The sequence below is a fragment of the Wolbachia endosymbiont of Drosophila nikananu genome (assembly GCF_028981865.1).
In the GTDB taxonomy this organism is placed as follows: Bacteria; Pseudomonadota; Alphaproteobacteria; order Rickettsiales; family Anaplasmataceae; genus Wolbachia; species Wolbachia pipientis_B.
The window spans coordinates 1-16,362 of the sequence record NZ_JAPQLL010000044.1 but is presented as its reverse complement, the minus strand read 5'-3'; the positions used below and the strand labels follow the sequence as shown (position 1 = coordinate 16,362).

Here is a 16,362-nt window from a genome sequence, read left to right as displayed (position 1 = left end):
ATCCTGCAAATTGGCGTACTATACTGTCTTAAACGACTTATAAGCGCGTTTCAGCTTATATAGGTAAAAACCCAGAAATGCTGTGAAGACATAAGGTGCACATAGTGCAAAAAATTAAAAATAAGACGCCAACTACGTTGTTTTCTTGCTGTTTAATCTGCACAGATGAAGATAACTGAATACCTTCAGTTTCATGATAAGGGGGCTGGTGAGGCTTGTCAAGTGATTTTTCGTAGCTCTCATGACTTAAAAAGCTGGATTCCAGCTTCACGCGATAAAATGACAAATTACTGTTAACTTATCTAGATAAAGAAAAAAAATCTTAATACTTAACATATTTTTCATAGTATACACCGTATGATTGATAAATAAAATAATGAATAGATTTACATAATGTTTGGAGGCTACTAATGGTTACCAATACTATTACTTTGAATTTTGAGATAGAAAAAGGCGAACCTATAGATCGATACTACTTTTCTGCACGTATAAAGCTAACAGATGAAAGCAAAAATCTTTTGCGTGAGAAGCTTGGCAGTACAATTCAATTTGATAACTTAGATGACCACTTCAATCTCAACCCTGAAAATTTTTACATCTCTTATAACCAATACGGTGGCAGAAATCAGCTAAATGTTAGAGATGATAGCAGTAGGTTTTTAACTTCGAACCTTCCTCTCAATCATAACGGATTTTCAATGGAACTGTCATCTAACAATGTGTCAAGCGCAGATTATGGTTTTTATCCTCTACATGCAATCTATAATCCAAATTATTATAATAAAGCAAAGGAAAAAGTATTTGAAGACCATGGTAAATTATTACCGACTGTATCGAACATACTAGATAAATTACTAAGCAATGCAAATAACTTGACCACACAAGATGTATTCTCGCAATTACAAAAGGAAGCTGCCGAAGAAGCAGAAAAATTGGCAAGAGAAAGAAAAGAAGAAAGACAAAGGGAGGAAGAGTTAAATGAAAAGAACGAGGAATTAAAAGAACTTATAGAAAATGATGAGATTAAAATATTTAAAGTGATAAAGGGTCATGATATAGGCAATGGGCGTTCAGCAGTAATTTTACAACTTGATGGGGAGATAGTCCTTGATTCAAACAAATACTACATAGCAAAATATACACACCACCCAGAATGGGAAGGCGATGAATACTTGCATTTTGTTAGCCCTAGAGATGAGATGCTGGTTGATTATGAAAACTTATTTTTTGTGCTCAATCAAAGCTCTTACTCTGGTTTTGAAAGTGGGTTTTATTCAGCAGACAGAACTGATCCCTACAATTACGCTAAATATTCAAAAGAACCATATTTGAGTGGTGATCAGCTATCTGAAAAATTATCTAATGAGTTGGAGGAAGATAGTAATCAGGTAGATACTGAATTTACAATTGATGATGAGCAAGTAGACGAAGAAGTTGTGGTAGAGAGTGAAGCCAAGTCTGGGGAGAAAGGAACGGTTGATACTATACAGAAAGAAGAACCTAACCAAATGCAAGCAGATGATGGTAGTAGTTATGTTGAAGATCAACCAGCTTTGCGTGATGATATGGAAAAAACTCTGCAGGAAAAATTATATAAAGACGAAATACATAAACAAAATGATGAAAAAGCTAAACAAGATGCGGAAACAAAAAAGTTAACGACAAAAACTGAAAATCAAAATAGTAAGGTTGAAGAACAAGCAAAGCCAACAGAAAATGAACAAGAAGCTGTTATAACAAGTGTTATAGACAACATGAAGGATAATAAGGAAGAATCACCACATCCCTTAAAAATCAAGGCAGGTGAATCTATTGAAATGGGAAAATATAAGGTAGAATTGCAAGTTACGTATGATGATATAAAGAACTTCTACAATACTATACTTGGTAAATATCAAGCCAGTAAGGAATATAATCACGAACAGGCATCAGTTCTATATAATGGCATTATTATGCCAATTCATGGCCACTATAATGAAACATTTACTCTGCCTGAAGCATACGTTGCAGATGATCATTTATTCATCCAAGGTAAAGATTTTGGAACTTTGTATGATTTCAATGAAATGTTCTATAAAAGTGATGAGTTAATTTGATCAATATTAGTATAACAAATTAAATTTAATAAGTATTTTATTAAAATATTAATTTCCAGATGGTGTAAACTATTATATTATTAGATTATATAGCTAATAATTTAAATAATTAATATGCCAAGATACGTTAAGAAATATATTAATAGTATTACTGAGTCTAATATATTAAAAGTTTATACTTCTGAAGATAACTCTCAAATTAAAGTATTTTTCAAAATTGCAAATGAAGAAATTGATAGAATTTTTTCAGGGCAAGAAGTAGTGAAATTTTTAAATCAAACTACCAATATAAGAGATCATGAAAACAAATCTGCCATTAGTAAAAATGTGAAACAAGGCATCATTAGAGATGTAGAAGGTATACATAGAGAGAATGGTAGATATGTATATAAAGCACCAATTTTATCACCTAGTAAACAATACAAAAAACTGTTTAAAAGTGAGAAAGCTATTCAATTTAATTTGAATGATTTTATGTCAGATAGCATATCAAAACTTGTACACTTAAAAGATAGATTTGAGGAAATTTTGGGTTTTGATCCTGAAGAGGGCCTATGTCATCCATTAAATTATTTTATTACTCTTTTAGAATTAAAGAATATGGGAGACTTTGCTGGATTTCTCAGGTCTGCTGATGTTGTACCTGAACAAGATTTTATAGATTATATTGATGGAAGAAAAGAACAAACAACTGAATTGTTGATGATGCAGATCTTGTTGCAATTCTTACCTATTCTTCATATTCAGAGCATTGAGAGACATGAGGGAGATCAATTTTATGACAAGACAATATATGAACAAGAGTGTAATGATTTATCATCAACAGAAGTATGGGTTCATATTAATCAAGAAAAAGTCAAATGTGCTTTGGATAATGTAGAGATAGAATGCTACTTAGAATTTAATTTCTCCTGTTATGCTTGTAATGAAGGAGGTAGTGATGATGATGAGAATATTGCACATTCTATGTTGGTATATAAAGCAGAAAATGGTAAATACATATTTTTTGACCCTAATAGAGGAGCCGTTGGCTTTTGTCCTAATACAGGAGTTGCTAATTTTACATCAGAGGAAATTTGTAGGGCAGTAGAACTGGCTGTAAATTTTTATTCATATAATATGTATATTGAAAATTCTCCAGACTATTGTGAGATTTACGTTATGCTTAGAAATGCAACATTAATGTTAAAGAAAGCTGAGGAACTTTATGAAACAACAGAAAGAACAAACTCAAAAATAATTGATATATCAGTTGATAACAATACTGGTAAATTGTTGCTTACACCTATAAATCTATAAATATGTACAATTGCTATAAAGATTTATGCATATGCCTTTATCTTTAAGATTGTTTACCAAGTATGAACATCAGCTCATCCCATTCTCTTTTACCAATATTGCTTTCTTCTCTAGTAACGTTTTCCCCTTTAATTAATTTGCGAATTATTTCTAGACCAGTTCTTGAAATACAAGCTGATTCTAGGCAATATTCAATAAAGGCATTGTAAGCCAATGGGACCCATTTTTTTATTATATCCAGCATAACTTCTGCATAAACTCTGATTTCATATTGGGCATGCTTATCAGCTCTAAGCTTCAAAAAATGAAGGAGGTTATGTAGATCTATTTTCCAATAAAATTGCGTGTAGTAATTAAGCGTTAGATTAGTCCGGGTAATTTCTCTTGCAAGCCCCTGCTCAATAAATTTCTCATAATGAGAATATACTAAATTAGAGTCATTTATTAGAGAATCTATTATTTTCTTTGAGGTGTCCGGATCAAAAGCTTCACCGCTACCTTGTTTATTATTATCAGATTGTTTTGCAATCTGTTCTGGTTTTGGTATATAAAATTCATTGTCAAGTATTGAATATCTTGCCGAATATTCATTTACATTTGCAGTTCTATGCCTTATCCATTGCCTTGCAACAAAAATTGGAAGTTTCACGTGAAACTTAATTTCACACATTTCAAATGGAGTTGTATGATGATGTCTCATTAAATACTTTATAAGTGCTTCATCCTGACTTATCTGTTTTGTTCCCTTGCCATAAGAAACACGAGCAGCTTGAACTATAGCGCTATCAGAGCCCATATAATCCACTACTCGAATAAATCCATGGTCTAATACCTTATGTTCTTCATATAAAATTTCATCTATTTCTTTTACTGTGACTCGTTTAGTTGTTTCATTCATAGTATGTCCTCAAGATGAAATAGAGATATCAGCTCCACATGAATTGAGTTTTTCGTGCATTGCCTCATATCCTCTCCATAAATGATGCGAATTATTTATTGTAGTTTCTCCACTGGCTACCAAAGAAGCAAGTACCAAAGCTGCTGTTGACCTTAAATCAGTGGCACACAGATTAGCTCCAGATAAGCTTTTTATTCCATTTACAGTGGCTTTATTTTTCTCTATGCTGATATTAGCACCTAACTTTCTCAATTCATCTACATGTGCAAATCTGTTTTCAAAAATGTTCTCTTCAATTACTGATATCCCATCAGCGATGCACATTGCAGACATCAGTTGTGGTTGCATATCACTGGGAAAGTTGGGGTATGGATCTGTTGCAATGTTAGCAGACCTAATAGAGCAATTTTTTCTGGAAATCATAACCCCCTCATTATATAGTTCAACATTAGCCCCTATAGCCTTCAATTCATTCACAATACATCTTATATCAGATAGACTTATTCCTTCTAACTCCAACTTACCACCGGTTATTATAGCAGCTAGTGCATAGGTGCCTGCTTCTATGCGATCTGGTATTATTTTATGAACACATCCATTTAATGCTTCAACTCCTGTTATTGTGATCCTTGTATCACTAATCTCAATATTAGCACCCATTTTCTTTAGGAACTCTATTAAATCAAGAACTTCCGGCTCCGTTGCAGCATTGTTTATTATTGTCACTCCTTCTGCAAGTGTTGCTGCCATTATTACATTTTCTGTTGCACCAACACTTATTTTCTCAAGTATAACTTCTTTTCCTTGTAGCTTTCCTTTCATTGTTGCAATTATATTACAGCCTTCAACTTCAATTTTAGCTCCCATTTCTTCTAATGCTTTGATATGCATATCAACGGGACGCTTTCCGATATTGCATCCACCAGGAAAGACTGTTGTGATTTTACCAAATCTACTGAGAATTGGACCTAGCATTAAAAGAGATGCTCGCAGCTTACTTGCAGTTTCGTGTGACATTACATGATTGTTGATATTACTGCAATCAATTTCCAAAGTATGATTTGCTTTATAATCTTTATTGCGTGTAAAATTCACTTTCGCTCCAAGACTCTCAAGCAGCTTAGACATTAGATGCACATCAATTAAATCAGGTACATTATGCAAAATTACCGAGAAGCTACTCAATAGACTTGCTGCCATTATTGGTAAAACAGCATTTTTTGAGCCATTAATCTTGATTTTTCCGATCAGAGGTTTATGGTTACTACTTACTAATATTTTGTGCATTTAATTAAGCTATATCTTACCAAATAAGTATAGTAAATCGACAGTAAAAGGCAAATTACAGATAATATAGCTATCACAGATCATAATGTTCGTACATTTTAGCTATTCAGCAGCAAAATTGATTACACTTGTCCAAAGATGAGCGATGCATTAGTGCCACCAAAACCAAACGAATTAGAAAGAGCATATTGAATTTTATGCTCCTGAGCTTTAAACGGTACAAAATTTAAATCACATCCTTCTGAAGGTTTATGTAAATTTAAGGTTGGCGGAATAATTCCATTATTTAACGCAAGAATACTGAATATTGCTTCAACGCTCCCTGCAGCACCAAGTAAATGTCCTATAGAAGATTTAGTTGAAGAAACAGGTATTTTATAAACGTAGTCACCAAATAACTGTTTCATTGCTATTACTTCAATTTTATCTCCAAGTGGCGTTGAAGTTCCATGTGCATTAATATATCCTACTTGATTTGGATTAATTTGCGCACTTTTTAAGGCAAGCTGCATTGCCTTAAACGCACCTCTTCCTTCTGGATGTGGTGCTGTAATATGGTGCGCGTCTCCTGTGAGTCCGTACCCAACCAGTTCAGCATGTATTTTTGCCCCCCTTTTTTTTGCATGTTCGTATTCTTCCAGCACCAATATACCTGCTCCTTCACCCATAACAAAACCATCGCGTTCTGCATCCCATGGCCTTGAAGCTTCTTTCGGTTTATCATTGAATTTAGTTGATAATGCCTTCATAGACGCAAAACCTGCAATTCCAACTCTACACAGTGCACTTTCTGCTCCACCTGCAATCATAATATCCGCTTCACCAAGTTTTATAGTTCTTGCTGAATTTATGATTGCATGCGCACCTGTTGCACATGCGGTTACTGCTGAATCGTTTGGACCTGTAAATTCATATTTAATAGAAATATGGCCAGATATCAAATTTATTAGACTTGCAGGGACAAAAAATGGACTGACACGTCTGGGCCCTTTTTCCTGCATGGTAATAACATTTTCCTGAATTGATGGTAGACCACCTATACCAGAGCCAATAGTCACACCAACACGCTCCCGATTGATGTTTTGGCTTTCCAAAATTAATGAATCATCTACTGCCTGAATAGCCGCTGCAATACCATAATGGATAAAACGATCTGTCCTTTTTGAGTCTTTCTCAGAAATATAACCTACAGGATTAAAGTAACTCTCAATGTTATCGGATTGCACAGGCACCTGCCCTGCAACCTTACAAGCAAGATCAGAAGAGTCAAATCTATCTGCATTAATTGCTTTTATGCCAGACTCACTTTTTATTAGCCTTGACCAAGTGTTATCAACATCTGCCGCTAGTGGAGTGATTAACCCGACACCAGTGACTACTACTCTTCTGCTCATTTAACACTAACTATTAGCCTTTTTTATTATTAATGTACTCAACTATTTGCTCCATAGTTTCCATTTTTTGTGCGTCTTCATCTGGAATTTCTATTCCGAACTCTTCTTCTGCTGCCATGATGATTTCAACTGCATCTAAACTGTCTGCACCATGCTCCGAAAGCTTTGAAGAGCTGTTGAATTTCTCTACATCCTTACTAATGTGCTCTAGTATAATCTTTTTCACTTTCTCTTCTATGTCTTCTCTAGTGCTCTTTGCTAGTTCGCTATTCACATTTCTTACCAAAAAAATAACCTATTCTTTGATGTTATAAAAAATTTTTATGTTTGCAATATCTTTTATAACTGGTAAACTACAGCAAAGTTTTCTACTGCCCTGGCTGGCTAGCGTTACGTGCTAAACAATTAACAATTCGAAAATGCTAGACGAAACAACAAAAAATTTGCTTATTGTAGAAGTAAATAAACTCTTACCAGAAAATAGCGAGAATAAGCTTATATCAGCTATGCGTTATATACTCCTTGCGCCTGCAAAACATATACGCTCCTTTTTAGTCGTAGCTTCATCACGAGTGTTTAACGCAGAAGCTAAAAAAGTAATATCAGTTGCTGCAGCAATTGAATTTGTTCATGCTTACTCTCTAATTCACGATGATTTACCATGCATGGACAACAGTGATACTCGCAGAAGCCAGCTAAGCTGCCATAAAAAATTTGATGAAGCAACAGCAGTGCTTGCCGGAGATGGACTACTTACTCTGGCTTTTGAGGTGTTATCTTCGTTAAATGAGAAACGCTGTGAGATCATAAAAGTGCTCTCTCAAGCAATAGGAATTAAGGGAATGGTAGGAGGACAGGTTTTAGATATTGATGCAGATTTTAACAAAATAAAAGAAATTCATTTGATGAAAACCGCAAAACTATTTGCAGCTTCATGTGAAATAGGTGCTATAATAGGGGATGCTACAGATAAGCAACGTAAAGCATTATATAACTACGGGATAAACCTAGGGCTTATCTTTCAAGCTAAGGATGATATTGAAGATTACGAACAAGATAAAACAAATAATCTAATGTCTGTGCTTGGTAAAAGTGAAGTAGAGAACTATATAGACGCCCTCTTTAAACAAGGCTTGGATAATTTGAGTGAGCTTTCAGGGGATATTAATTATTTATATGATTTATTGAATCAAGTAAGGAAAGATGGTTAGAAAAATTATATTACAAATGCTTATTTCCATAGTAATGATTCTCACTTTAACCTCTGCTTTTATGTTTACTATTGTCTATATAAATAAAGGTAAACCGGAAAAAAAGGACAAGCTTTATGAGATAAGTGCCACGCATGGTGGTTTGATACAGACAATATCACATTATCTAGTGAAGCCAATACTTGAATCAGCACTCAACCGCTATATTGAAAAGCATGGGCTAACAGAATATTTAGAAGAAATGACGCAGCAAAAGGAAGAAGATTCGATAAATTTTTATGAAATTACTGAAGGCAGTGGCAGCAAGGCTTTCTGCGGCCTGGAAGTCCTACTGCAAATATATAAAATTTCTAATAATAACTTAACAACACCCCTTAGTAAAGTTTCTGATGTTACTTTGAAAATAGGTCAAGATGACCTAAAAGAAGTGGGTTTAGGGGTGATAGGTATGAAAGAAGGCGGAGAGCGTGTAGTTACTATTGCCAATGATAACAAAGTGAATTTTAATTCTTATTACGTCAAATTGATCGAAGTAAAGGATAAATATCCCGACTCAGTGAATAATCTGATGGTTTTTAATGACTTAATTAACAAGACTGGAAAACAAGTAAGGTGCGGTGATGGGATATCAGTTAAATATAGCGTAAAGGAGCATAATGGGGAATATATAGTCAAAGATCAAACAGTGCAATTTAGGGTTGGCGATAAAAAAATACCACTTGCTATAGAGCTTGGAGTTGTGGGAATGAGAGCTGGTAATAAAAGAACTATTCTTTCTCCGCCTGACCTTTTGACTATTACTGACGATATGTTAATAAAAGACATAGATTATGATGAAGAAAATATCTCAATAATTGACTTAAGCTTAGATATTAAGCAAGAGGTTGCAGCGCACCATTCTACTGTTGAAAAACAGCCTAAAGAATATAGCTGAAATTTTAGGCTTACTGGCTGACCTTCTGAACACTCTCTATACTACTTAAAGTAGGCTTTTTGTTTTTCCTAAAGTATAAACTTAGACAAATCAAGCTGCTTCGAAATTGACTCAAGTTTATCTTTTACATACTTGCTGTCTATAATGAATTTTTCGCTATTTTTTTCAAAAGCAATGAAACTTATTTCATCTAAAAGCTTCTCCATGACAGTGTGAAGTCTTCTTGCACCTATATTTTCCACTTGCCTATTAACTGTAAACGCTATTTCAGCTATGGTTTTTATACCATCATCAGTGAACTCAAGCGTCACATTTTCTGTTTTCATTAAAGCTATGTACTGCTTTAACAAACTAGATTCTGGTTCCTTTAATATTCTTATTAAATCCTCTTGAGTAAGTGCCTTAAGTTCTACCCTGATCGGTAATCTGCCCTGTAATTCCGGTAAGAGGTAAGATGGTTTAGACTGATGAAAAGCACCAGATGCAATAAATAATATATAGTCTGTTTTTACATGGCCATACTTAGTTGTAACAGTTGTTCCTTCAAGTAGTGGTAACAGATCGCGTTGCACTCCTTCTCTGTTTACTTCAACCTTTACTTCTGTACGCGCTGCAATTTTGTCTATTTCATCTAAAAATACTATACCGTCATTACTAACAAGATCAATGGCTTCTTTGATTATCTTATCTTCATCCATTAGCCTTTCACTTTCTTCATTAATTAATATTTCACGCGCTTCTTTTACCTTCACCGTAATAGTTTTTGTTTTTTTGCTCCCGTTAAACATCTTGCCCACTATTTCTGTTACATTCATCACACCAACTTGCCCACCTGGCATGCCTGGTATATCGAAAGTAGGTAACATACTCTTGCTTTCTCTGACGTTAATAGAAACTTCTCCGTCCTCAAACTCTTTATTCCTCAACCTTTCTCTAAAATTTCTTTTACTCTCTTCGGTTGCATTTTCGCCTACCATAGAGTTTACTATTGTTTTCTCAGCTAAAATTAAAGCCTTTTTAGCTAAGGCTTTACGGGCTTTCTCTTTAACTAAAACTATTGCTACATCAACTAAATCACGTATTATCGAATCAACGTCACGTCCAACGTATCCTATTTCAGTAAACTTTGTTGCCTCAATTTTTATGAACGGTGCACCGGCAAGTTTTGCTAAGCGGCGAGCTATTTCAGTTTTACCAACCCCTGTATGACCAATCATCAATATATTCTTAGGTATGATTTCATCGCGCAATGGAAATGGAACCTGATTGCGACGCCAACGATTTCTGAGCGCAATAGCCACAGCACGCTTTGCATCATCCTGTCCGATTATGAATCTATCTAATTCTTTAACTATCTTCTGTGGTGGCAGGTCATCTAACAAAACTTGAGTGCTGTGATTAACTTGAATATCACTGTCATTTGAATCAAAACCACTCTTAGTATCTTTATAGAGGTCATTTTTTTTATCATAGGTGTCACTACTACAAGACCGCCCTTCTGAAAGGGTTATAGGCTGATTGGGAAAATTAGTGCACAAAGTTTTTTGCTTGGAAGACATATCACTCCTCTATCTTTTCAATAACTACATTATGATTTGTATAAACGCATATATCGCCAGCTATCTTCATAGCCTTTTTTGCAATCTCTTCTATTGATATTCCTTTAATGTCAATTAAAGCTCTTGCTGCAGATAGAGCAAAATTTCCCCCAGAGCCAATAGCTGCGATTCCATCTTCAGGTTCAAGAACATCACCCGTTCCTGTAATTACCAATGAAATGGATTTATCTGCAACAATCATCATAGCTTCTAATTTCCTCAGATATTTATCCATTCTCCAGTCTTTTGCAAGTTCAACACATGCTCTCATTAAGTGCCCTGGGTGCTCGTCAAGTTTAGATTCTAGTCTTTCAAAGAGAGTAAATGCATCGGCTGTTGCTCCAGCAAAACCGGCAATTGCAATTACAGAATCACCAGAAAAAAGACGCCTAACTTTTTTTGCTCCAGATTTTATAACAGTGTGGCCCAGTGAAACCTGTCCATCACCTATTACTACTACGCTTTTATCTTTTCTAATTGACAGTATAGTAGTTCCATACATTTTATTGTTATCGTGTTGAATCATTTTTCTATCACTTTAAATAAGAATCTCATTATACTTTAATCTTTAGTCAAATTTGCTAAATATGTTTAATTATAGTATAATATAATACCTTCCTTATAACATTTAAAGTGTAGATGCAAAACATAATTCACCCAGATTTGGAAAAAAGTATAAATAATTGGTTTGAGGCAAAATTTAACTGCCTTACATTGCCATTTTATAGCTCTATAGATCTTAGAAACTCCAGCTACAAAATTGCCCCAGTGGACGCTAATTTATTTCCTGCAGGGTTCAACAATCTAAGTGAGACATCAAGAACAACAGCAGCAAAACTAATAAAAAGTTATTTTGAGACAAAACAACATAAAAAGACTCTTATAATACCGGAGAATTACACACGAAATAAAATGTATATAGAAAACGTATTTGTTATAGAGAAAGTACTGCAGCTTGCAGGTTTTGAAACTAGAATTGGCCTCTTTCACAACGAAGCATATAATTTAATAGAACCATATGAAACTATCGTGAAAGAAAACTCTCTGCTAAAGACAACTTCAGGATTTGTGCCTGATGTTATTATACTGAATCGTGATATGACGAGCCACATTCCAGACACGCTAAAAGACATAAAGCAAGATATAGTACCAAGTCCACTATACGGTTGGCATAGCAGGCAGAAATTTAAGTATTTTGAAATCTATCAAGAATTAGCGTCCGAATTTTGTAGCGAATTTAAAATGGACCCATGGCTTATTTCTGTGCTTACAGAAAGCTGTAATGAAGTTGACTTTAATGATGATTCATCACTAGGAGCAGTAGCGACTAAAGTTGACCAAATATTATCTCTAGTGCAAAAAAAATATGAGGAATATGAAATAAAAACACAACCTTACGTTTTTATCAAAGCAAGCAATGGCACATATGGGATGGGCATTATAACAGCAACAAGTGGAGAGGAAATATTAAATCTCAATAAAAAAAAGCGTCATAAAATGAAAAAGATAAAAGAAGGAATAGCAATCAATAGCGTCATTATACAAGAAGGTGTACCAACCATTGACATATTTAAAAGCAGTTCTGCAGAACCGCTAATATACTATATAGGAGATACCCCAACATGTTACTTATACCGATGTAATAGCAGGAAAGATGTATATTCTAGCTTGAATGCCACTGACTGTGAGTTTCATGATGTTAGCCAGGTTGTGGAAGGTAAAATTCTGTCACTTTGGAGTATTGTTGGCAAATTAGCAGTGCTAGCGTTGGCAGTAGAAATAAAATCTTTTCACCTCTAACCCTTACATTCCCACAGCGTTGCCATCGGGCAGATCATTACCATCATTACCGTGCTGAATATGGTTATGGCCAACACTATCAAGTTCAGTGGAAGGATCATCATTGACAGGTTGTTGAAACAATTTTTCAAGCTGAACTGCCAGAAATACTGCACTATATATTATGCTAACTGTTACGCTTAAGTTGAAATTATAGATTATACCATTACCTAAGTTTATTGGTATGGTTGCAGTCTCCATTCTTTTTAATATGAAGTTTAACAAACCTAATGACAAAGTTAATGTGCTGATAATAAGGTCCTTCTTACACTTAGCAGACTTTTCAGGATCCTTATTATCTAGGTATTTTCTCCATGAATAATAGTAGCTTATAGGTTCCGAAATAAACAGAAATAGGATCGTTGATGTTAAGTGAATGTGACTTATTATGTCTGCATCACCCCTAGTAAAAAAATGGATGACTTTCAACATCATCAATGCTTCTATGATGCTGCTTGCAAGATTAGCCGATTTACCCACAACTTTTGCCAGCTCTTTTTTACTCTCAGGGTTTCTGTAATCCTTAATTAGATCCTGTAGAATAAAAGCAGAATGGGCAATATATAGAATAGATGTCGGAAACTTTACTAGTCGAGCAACATTCCGTATAAGAAAGAGATTGGATCTATTATTGTCAATGAACTCGCAGCAAAATTGCAGTGAAATCTTACACAATAGGGCTGTTAAACCTGTTGTGATGCAGATTGCCTTCCTGAAATCATGATCATAAATATCATGCACCTTTTGTGCGAGTATATTAGATTTCTTTTTTAGCTTGTTTGGCATGAAATAGTTAATAAAATAATAACTACCTTTTACTCTATCACATAAAAGCCTTAAAGAAAAGCCCTACAAATCAGCTAAGCATTTTATAAACAAGGAATCAATACTGAGAGTTGGTACGCGAAAATAATATCCATCCTTGATAATTGCTTTATATTCTATATCAAGTTCAACTAGAGTTTCTGAATGCTCAGAAACAAAAGATATAGGTGATAAAATTACAGGTACACCATCAGTTTTTGTACGTGATAGCTCACTTTCAGTACTTGGCTCTAGCCATTTTACAGGACCAATCTTACTCTGATAACATATTGACCAATCTAAGTTATTGATAGCTAACTTTTCTACTATTAACTCTACGCTTCTTTCTACCTGTGAAGCGTAAGGGTCGCCTTTTTTAATAACGCTAAGGGGCAAGCTATGGGCTGAAAATAGGACTCTTGGCTTACCAATCCTGCTGGCTAATTTGTAGTACTTGGCTATCAAGTTAGCATGAGCCTCAATAAAGTCTTCATTGTCATAATAATGATGAATTATTTTTGTATTGCATTTTAGGCCATGCTTTTTAGCATTTTTTTGCCAATTTTCGATGGATGACAAAGTTGTGGTAGTTGAATATTGAGGGTATAGTGGCAGCAAAATTACTTCATCAGGATCAAACTGTTTTACACTTTTAACAACTTCGTCAGCAAATGGATGCCAATAGCGCATGCAAATGAATACCTTGTGTACATGGTTTCTATCTTCATTTAATTTTAGTTCTAAAGCATCAGCTTGCGCTTTCGTATTATCCAAAATCGGCGATTTACCTCCAATTTCCTCGTATATTTTTCGTGCAGTATTTTCTCGTTTCGCAGATATAAACTTTGCTAAAAGAAACCGAAAAGGGTTTGGTAGACTTATTATTCTTCTGTCATAAAAAAGGTTGAATAAAAAAGGACGGACCGCATTCAGTGAATCAGGTCCACCAAGGTTAAATAAAATGACAGCCTTTTTCACCTATGCACTACTTACAACAAGTTACTTCTGGGGTGCCTATAAAATTAGCTACACACTCATCAAATTTAGTTATAGGCACTAAATTTCTCACACTTGTATACAATAAATGGCCTGATTTCTGCAGGTTACTCTTGGTGGATGTGAAGCTCCAATCGAAAAATGTATCGACAAAAAGACTTGGTACCGTTTCAAGAAGTTCAACAGCAGCTAAAGATAACATTATACAACTTTGCAGGACCTTCAGAAGAGCCTTGAGGGGAAAAAATAAAACTTTAACGAAAAGAGAGGTGCTGTCATTTAGCAATTGCCCTGGATTAGGCGAATTATACTCGATGTGTTTTCTATTTTGATTAAAAATAGGAAATTTTATAGTATCCTTCTTAAATTCCGCGTCTATTTCTTCTCTACTATGGTTGGTGATTTTTTCCATTAACTTTTCACGTAGATTAAAAGTTCTCACAACGAAACATGTGGTGATCATTAAGGCAGCGCATACAAGTGCACATTGTATAAGACTTATACTGCCTACCATAACTGGCAGTGCAAAACAAACAAATGGTACTATAATCATCATCTCAAAAAATGGAATAGTGTTTCTTTTCATTGCAAAGGCAGCAGTATCTCTTAAAAACTTGTGTTGCTGGTTAAAGTTTTTTTCTTTTTGCTCTATCTCTTGTGTAGCAAAATTGCTATCTGTATCCTCAGCAAGTGCAAGCTTGGAAGCCTGTATTATGTTGTTACATCTTTCAATATTTTCCTTTTGTTGTATATGAGCAGATGAAGTGCATTTACATATGCTATATTCCAAATAACTTAAAAAGGCTAAATTAAAAGTTAAAAACCCTTTTGTTCCACAAAAAATTGATGATTTCAAGTTATTGGCCAATTTTTTAGCAGTAGATTCAGCTTGTTTTTTAGTAGTAGGCTCAGCTTGTTTGGTAGTGTTATTTTTACAACATTTACCCATACAATACCTCCTTGATGGTTTATCCTTAACTATAAATAAAAAACTACTTTTATCAAATCAAAATTTACAATAAAGTAAATCTATAAATATACTATTTTATATAAGGAAATAATATGGCAATTGAGAGAACACTTTCGATATTAAAACCTGATGCAGTAAAAAATAATATTACAGGCAAGATAAATTCATACATTGAAAGCTCTGAGCTCAAAATCATAGCACAAAAAATGATGCTGCTGACAAAAAAACAAGCAGAGCTGTTTTATGAAATTCATAAAGATAGGTCTTTTTTTGGGGAATTGGTAGAGTTTATGACTTCTGGTCCTGTGATAGTTCAAGTTTTAGTTGGTGAAAATGCAGTAAGTAAATACAGACAAATCATGGGAGCTACCGATCCAAAGCAGGCAGAGAAAGGTACAATCAGGGGTGATTTTGCTGATGACATTAGTGAAAATAGAGTTCACGGCTCGGATAGTCTAGAAAATGCTCGTAAGGAGATAGCTTTCTTTTTTGCTGAACGTGAGTTGGTGTAGTCAACTCAGATTTTCCTATATATAACTAAATTTTCTGGATCCTATGTCAAGCATATATCTGTACGAACGTTGTAATTGACAGGTGGCAAGTGGCATCATGCAAGTAGTTGACAACATAGAAACGAAAAAACTTACTTGACAAACCCCGCCAGCCCCCTTATCATGAAAGTGAAGCTATTTATTTATCTTCGCAATCTCTGCAGTGGATTAATGACAAAAAAACTTAATGTATTTGGCGTAAATCATGCTTAATTTTTTGCACTATGTGCACCTCATGTCTTTATAAACACTTCTAGGTTTCTACCTATATAAGCTGAAACGCGCTTATAAAGCGTTTAAGACAGTAAAAGACGTCAAATAGACAAGGGAGAATTTGAATACTAGCCACCCTGGGGTTTCTTTGCCTTTTTTTCCGCTTAGTAAATTTCTTAACGTTTATAATTTAGGTTAGTTGCATTTAAAAGCGGCTGAATCGTAGCGTTTAGAATAAAAAACGCCAATATTTTGAAGTACATATAAATAAC

16 protein-coding genes are annotated in these 16,362 nt (G+C 34.5%); 7 read left to right on the top strand and 9 right to left on the bottom strand.

Going from position 1 to position 16,362, the window contains the following annotated elements; genetic code table 11:
* Positions 1 to 165: 165 nt before the first annotated feature.
* From OZD67_RS02635 to OZD67_RS02625, 3 genes are all read left to right on the top strand, one after another.
* Complete coding sequence (locus tag OZD67_RS02635; protein WP_259346684.1) at positions 166 to 297, top strand: hypothetical protein; 132 nt, start codon at positions 166 to 168, stop codon at positions 295 to 297.
* Positions 298 to 410: 113 nt separating this feature from the next.
* Complete coding sequence (locus tag OZD67_RS02630) at positions 411 to 2,096, top strand: hypothetical protein (RefSeq protein ID WP_182183826.1); 1,686 nt, start codon at positions 411 to 413, stop codon at positions 2,094 to 2,096.
* 114 nt (positions 2,097 to 2,210) lie between these two features.
* The gene (locus tag OZD67_RS02625) at positions 2,211 to 3,395 is read left to right on the top strand and encodes a hypothetical protein (RefSeq protein WP_182183824.1); all 1,185 of its coding nucleotides are present in this window, start codon (positions 2,211 to 2,213) and stop codon (positions 3,393 to 3,395) included.
* Positions 3,396 to 3,438: 43 nt separating this feature from the next.
* Here OZD67_RS02625 and thyX read toward each other — a convergent pair whose 3' ends face one another.
* The 4 genes from thyX to acpP form a co-directional block, all read right to left on the bottom strand.
* Positions 3,439 to 4,293: an FAD-dependent thymidylate synthase gene (thyX, locus tag OZD67_RS02620; protein ID WP_182183821.1), complete on the bottom strand. Its 855-nt coding sequence runs from the start codon at positions 4,291 to 4,293 to the stop codon at positions 3,439 to 3,441.
* A 9-nt stretch (positions 4,294 to 4,302) separates the two neighbouring features.
* Positions 4,303 to 5,580 carry a UDP-N-acetylglucosamine 1-carboxyvinyltransferase gene (gene murA, locus OZD67_RS02615; protein WP_182183819.1) on the bottom strand — a complete coding sequence of 426 codons (1,278 nt, stop codon included), beginning with the start codon at positions 5,578 to 5,580 and terminating at the stop codon, positions 4,303 to 4,305.
* A gap of 122 nt (positions 5,581 to 5,702) precedes the next feature.
* Positions 5,703 to 6,974, bottom strand: coding sequence for a beta-ketoacyl-ACP synthase II (gene fabF / locus OZD67_RS02610; RefSeq protein ID WP_182183817.1), 1,272 nt, complete (start codon positions 6,972 to 6,974; stop codon positions 5,703 to 5,705).
* A gap of 13 nt (positions 6,975 to 6,987) precedes the next feature.
* Entirely contained in the window at positions 6,988 to 7,248 is a 261-nt protein-coding gene (gene acpP / locus OZD67_RS02605) for an acyl carrier protein (RefSeq protein ID WP_182158739.1), read from the bottom strand.
* Between the two features lie 145 nt (positions 7,249 to 7,393).
* On the opposite strand from acpP, the gene OZD67_RS02600 reads away from it, so the two are divergent.
* Together OZD67_RS02600 and OZD67_RS02595 are read left to right on the top strand one after the other, a co-directional pair.
* On the top strand, positions 7,394 to 8,185 hold the full coding sequence (locus OZD67_RS02600; RefSeq protein ID WP_182183815.1) for a polyprenyl synthetase family protein: 792 nt from the start codon (positions 7,394 to 7,396) through the stop codon (positions 8,183 to 8,185).
* Positions 8,178 to 9,119 (top strand): FKBP-type peptidyl-prolyl cis-trans isomerase, encoded by a 942-nt coding sequence (locus OZD67_RS02595; protein ID WP_182183814.1) that lies wholly within the window; start codon positions 8,178 to 8,180, stop codon positions 9,117 to 9,119. The genes OZD67_RS02600 and OZD67_RS02595 overlap by 8 nt, the downstream gene beginning before the upstream one ends.
* Positions 9,120 to 9,187: 68 nt before the next feature.
* Here OZD67_RS02595 and hslU read toward each other — a convergent pair whose 3' ends face one another.
* Both hslU and hslV read right to left on the bottom strand, forming a co-directional pair.
* On the bottom strand, positions 9,188 to 10,678 hold the full coding sequence (gene hslU, locus OZD67_RS02590; protein ID WP_182183812.1) for an ATP-dependent protease ATPase subunit HslU: 1,491 nt from the start codon (positions 10,676 to 10,678) through the stop codon (positions 9,188 to 9,190).
* Position 10,679: 1 nt separating this feature from the next.
* On the bottom strand, positions 10,680 to 11,243 hold the full coding sequence (gene hslV, locus OZD67_RS02585) for an ATP-dependent protease subunit HslV (RefSeq protein ID WP_182183810.1): 564 nt from the start codon (positions 11,241 to 11,243) through the stop codon (positions 10,680 to 10,682).
* Between the two features lie 113 nt (positions 11,244 to 11,356).
* On the opposite strand from hslV, the gene gshA reads away from it, so the two are divergent.
* On the top strand, positions 11,357 to 12,517 hold the full coding sequence (gene gshA / locus OZD67_RS02580) for a glutamate--cysteine ligase (RefSeq protein WP_182183809.1): 1,161 nt from the start codon (positions 11,357 to 11,359) through the stop codon (positions 12,515 to 12,517).
* Between the two features lie 3 nt (positions 12,518 to 12,520).
* Here the strand turns inward: gshA and OZD67_RS02575 are convergent, their stop codons facing one another.
* The 3 genes from OZD67_RS02575 to OZD67_RS02565 form a co-directional block, all read right to left on the bottom strand.
* Positions 12,521 to 13,342, bottom strand: coding sequence for a hypothetical protein (locus OZD67_RS02575; RefSeq protein WP_182183807.1), 822 nt, complete (start codon positions 13,340 to 13,342; stop codon positions 12,521 to 12,523).
* Positions 13,343 to 13,405: 63 nt separating this feature from the next.
* Positions 13,406 to 14,338: a ferrochelatase gene (gene hemH / locus OZD67_RS02570; RefSeq protein ID WP_182183805.1), complete on the bottom strand. Its 933-nt coding sequence runs from the start codon at positions 14,336 to 14,338 to the stop codon at positions 13,406 to 13,408.
* 7 nt (positions 14,339 to 14,345) lie between these two features.
* Positions 14,346 to 15,305, bottom strand: a complete 960-nt coding sequence (locus OZD67_RS02565) for a hypothetical protein (protein ID WP_259346683.1) — start codon at positions 15,303 to 15,305, stop codon at positions 14,346 to 14,348.
* Between the two features lie 113 nt (positions 15,306 to 15,418).
* On the opposite strand from OZD67_RS02565, the gene ndk reads away from it, so the two are divergent.
* Positions 15,419 to 15,838 carry a nucleoside-diphosphate kinase gene (gene ndk / locus OZD67_RS02560; protein WP_182183803.1) on the top strand — a complete coding sequence of 140 codons (420 nt, stop codon included), beginning with the start codon at positions 15,419 to 15,421 and terminating at the stop codon, positions 15,836 to 15,838.
* The last annotated feature ends 524 nt before the right edge of the window (positions 15,839 to 16,362 follow it).

Excerpts from the sequence above, each read along its gene's own strand:
- OZD67_RS02635 (WP_259346684.1), top strand. The coding sequence starts at position 166 with ATGAAGATAACTGAATACCTTCAGTTTCATGATAAGGGGGCTGGTGAG.
- OZD67_RS02630 (WP_182183826.1), top strand. The coding sequence starts at position 411 with ATGGTTACCAATACTATTACTTTGAATTTTGAGATAGAAAAAGGCGAA.
- OZD67_RS02625 (WP_182183824.1), top strand. The coding sequence starts at position 2,211 with ATGCCAAGATACGTTAAGAAATATATTAATAGTATTACTGAGTCTAAT.
- thyX (WP_182183821.1), bottom strand. The coding sequence starts at position 4,293 with ATGAATGAAACAACTAAACGAGTCACAGTAAAAGAAATAGATGAAATT.
- murA (WP_182183819.1), bottom strand. The coding sequence starts at position 5,580 with ATGCACAAAATATTAGTAAGTAGTAACCATAAACCTCTGATCGGAAAA.
- fabF (WP_182183817.1), bottom strand. The coding sequence starts at position 6,974 with ATGAGCAGAAGAGTAGTAGTCACTGGTGTCGGGTTAATCACTCCACTA.
- OZD67_RS02600 (WP_182183815.1), top strand. The coding sequence starts at position 7,394 with ATGCTAGACGAAACAACAAAAAATTTGCTTATTGTAGAAGTAAATAAA.
- OZD67_RS02595 (WP_182183814.1), top strand. The coding sequence starts at position 8,178 with ATGGTTAGAAAAATTATATTACAAATGCTTATTTCCATAGTAATGATT.
- hslU (WP_182183812.1), bottom strand. The coding sequence starts at position 10,678 with ATGTCTTCCAAGCAAAAAACTTTGTGCACTAATTTTCCCAATCAGCCT.
- hslV (WP_182183810.1), bottom strand. The coding sequence starts at position 11,243 with ATGATTCAACACGATAACAATAAAATGTATGGAACTACTATACTGTCA.
- gshA (WP_182183809.1), top strand. The coding sequence starts at position 11,357 with ATGCAAAACATAATTCACCCAGATTTGGAAAAAAGTATAAATAATTGG.
- OZD67_RS02575 (WP_182183807.1), bottom strand. The coding sequence starts at position 13,342 with ATGCCAAACAAGCTAAAAAAGAAATCTAATATACTCGCACAAAAGGTG.
- OZD67_RS02565 (WP_259346683.1), bottom strand. The coding sequence starts at position 15,305 with ATGGGTAAATGTTGTAAAAATAACACTACCAAACAAGCTGAGCCTACT.
- ndk (WP_182183803.1), top strand. The coding sequence starts at position 15,419 with ATGGCAATTGAGAGAACACTTTCGATATTAAAACCTGATGCAGTAAAA.